Source organism: Streptomyces olivaceus (genome assembly GCF_000721235.1).
Taxonomy (GTDB): domain Bacteria; phylum Actinomycetota; class Actinomycetes; order Streptomycetales; family Streptomycetaceae; genus Streptomyces; species Streptomyces olivaceus.
Map to the genome: position 1 here is coordinate 1 of NZ_JOFH01000093.1, position 2,920 is coordinate 2,920.

2 protein-coding genes, 1 pseudogene and 1 CRISPR repeat array are annotated in these 2,920 nt (G+C 69.2%); all 3 genes and pseudogenes read left to right on the plus strand.

What is annotated here, in order from left to right:
• Positions 1–246, plus strand: a 246-nt coding sequence (locus IG94_RS0137830; protein ID WP_031048599.1) for a hypothetical protein, incomplete at its 5' end; no start/stop codon positions are given.
• A gap of 10 nt (positions 247–256) precedes the next feature.
• A pseudogene (locus tag IG94_RS43965) lies at positions 257–358 on the plus strand (GNAT family N-acetyltransferase); the annotation flags it as partial.
• Positions 359–567: 209 nt separating this feature from the next.
• Positions 568–1,205: a CRISPR direct-repeat array (repeat unit 28 nt; unit sequence GAACTACCCCCGCGGGTGCGGGGACGAC).
• 1,094 nt (positions 1,206–2,299) lie between these two features.
• On the plus strand, positions 2,300–2,920 hold a 621-nt coding region (locus tag IG94_RS0137835), incomplete at its 3' end, for a putative T7SS-secreted protein (protein WP_031048602.1).

The following is a 2,920-nucleotide window of genomic DNA, read 5'->3' on the forward strand; positions in this document are numbered from 1 at the left end:
GGGGCGTGGCAGAAGGCGCGGAACGCGGCGGGCACGGGCACGCCGGAGTCGTCAGGGTACGACGAGGTCGGGGCCGTCGCGCAGGACGCCTTCCTCGCGGTGCGACCGCTCCGGGATGAGGCCGTTGGCGGAGGCCGCACCTTGGCGGAGGCGACGGTGGCAGCGATGAACAACAGTGACTCCGAGGCGGAGAGGCGCGTTGTGCAGTACTGCGACGATGCCGGCTTCGAGACGCTGACCCGATAGCTAGGTTTGAATCACGACAATCACGTATGAGTGGCGGGGCGACGTCGACAACTCGGCTCTCAACAAGCTGCACGCCGAAGGGTTCGATCATCCGGTCGGACAGACAGACTGGTGTGCCGGCACGATGGTCACGCCGGATCGCGTACAGCTCGACCTTCGACGTCTGCGGCATGACAAGGCCTTTCACCAGGAGCACCTCGATGCCGCTCTGGCAAGTCCCCCGGTGCTGTCGAAACTCGTGAACAACACCCCTCCGTAGATCTAGGTGCCTCCCAAATCTAGGAACAACCGGCGTCACTACTCGTGAATAAAGCCACGGTCGAACTACCCCCGCGGGTGCGGGGACGACGGCGGCGATCAGCGAGGCGGACGGCTGGGTCCTGAACTACCCCCGCGGGTGCGGGGACGACCAGCCGACGGCCGGCCTCCTCCACGCCGATGGCGAACTACCTCCGCGGGTGCGGGGACGACGACGAGGACCGCACCGGCTACGACCGCGGCAAGGAACTACCCCCGCGGGTGCGGGGACGACCCGGCGCCGGAGGTCGCCAGCGCCTCCTCGTACGAACTACCCCCGCGGGTACGGGGACGACCCTTTTGGTCAGACTCACGGGGGCGCACAAGGGGAACTACCCCCGCGGGTGCGGGGACGACCGGCCAAGAGCGAAGGGGGTGCGCTCGATGACCGAACTACCCCCGCGGGTGCGGGGACGACCGTGAGACGCGGACCGAGCAGGGCCTGACCGTGGAACTACCCCCGCGGGTGCGGGGACGACCTTCGAGTGTTGCCGCCGTGCCGTGGGTTCGCGGAACTACCCCCGCGGGTGCGGGGACGACGACGCCGAGCGCGTGCACCTGCCGGACGAGGACGAACTACCCCCGCGGGTGCGGGGACGACCCCTCGACGCCCACCTCCATGCCCGCGACCTGTGAACTACCCCCGCGGGTGCGGGGACGACATCAGTCGTCCCCGCGCCTGCGGGGGTAGTTCCACGATGATGACCGCGCTCCGTGCCACAGCGGAGTCGTCCCCGCGCCTGCGGGGGTAGTTCCCGAGAGGACTCACATGCCCAAGAAGACCAACCGTCGTCCCCGCGCCTGCGGGGGTAGTTCGCAGGTCAACGACGTTCACGGCCACGCCGCCGGGTCGTCCCCGCGCCTGCGGGGGTAGTTCGCCGCGGGCGTCGCTGGCGAGGCTGAGCGTCCAGTCGTCCCCGTGCCTGCGGGGGTAGTTCACCAGCCTCACCTACCGTCGGGCCATCGTCCGTGTCGTCCCCGGGCCTGCGGGGGTAGTTCTGGGACGTGGCCCGGTACTGGCCGGGCCGGTCGTCGTCCCCGCGCCTGCGGGGGTAGTTCGGCGGGCGTTGCGGCCGGCGTCGCGTCCGGCACGTCGTCCCCGCGCCTGCGGGGGTAGTTCGCTCATGACGAGGTTGGATGAGGGCTTCCGGTCGTCGTCCCCGCGCCTGCGGGGGTTGCTCCCGCCAGGACGTGTCGCCGCTGTAGGCGGTGCAGTCGTCCCCGCGCTTACGTGGGTAGCTCGGAGCTGCGCGGCCGGTGCCCCGTACGCCGCGCGTCGCCCACGCGCCTGCGGGGACGGCCCCTTGCAGAGCTTTGTGTGGACGGTGGAAGCGAGGCGGTCGTCTTCTCCAGGCGGATCGGAAACCGCGGAGCGCCGCCGTGGCCGTCATGATGACGATATAGGGGTCGGTTCGGTGGGAAGCCAACGTCAAGGCGGCGAGGCGGGCACAGCGCGAGCGCCAGCGGTGTCCACGAGACTGGCCATGTGCTCGCCGATCGCCGCCGTCCGCGTCACCTCATCAATCGCACTGGACTAGCGTCCACCGTCATGTCGTCCCCAAGCGCTCAGCTGCGTCTGACGGGCCCACGGGCCACGTCGGCGGGCTTGTCGAAGCCTCAGCCTTGGGCGTTGCCCCTGCGAGGCGGCAGTTTCCGGTCGTGAGGGGCTCTCTTCTCATCGAACCTCTGTGCCTTGTAGGTTCGCGTGTGCGCAATGAGTTGTAGCTGATGCGCACGGGCTGACGGGGGATGAGCGATGGTGGGGCACCGGCCGACGGATTGGCATGTCCTGGACCTGGACAAGGATCCGACGCCGGGTGATCCGCAGCGGGTGCGCACGCTTGCGAAGACGTTGCAGGACTTCGCGGACGACGTCTCGGAGGCGTTGCGTCTGGTGAAGGGGATGGCGGGGGAGTCGACGCTCGCCGAGTGGGCGGGCAAGTCGGCGGCCGTGTTCAAGGAGGAGTTCTCCGGCGTCCCGAAGAACTTGAAGAAGCTGGAGAAGTCGTACGGGATGTGCGGTGACGCGCTCGCGGACTTCTGGCCGAAGCTGGAGCGGGCGCAGGCGTTGGCGGACAAGGCGTTGCGCAAGGCGCGGGAGGCCCGCGACGACCTGACCACGGCGCAGTCGAAGTTGTCGTCGGCGGATTCGTGGGTGACGCGGGCGTCGAAGGAGGCCGACAAGTACAAGGACGACCCGACGGGCAGCAAGTCGGACGGTGACAAGCCGGACGAGGCGAAGGTGCGGGCTGCTACGCGGGATGCGCAGCATGCGAAGACGGCGCAGACGAGCGCGCAGTCGGCCGTCGATGATGCGCAGGGTGCGTTGGATGCGGCGAAGAAGATGGCCGAGGACGCGCGGAAGATGCGTGACGAG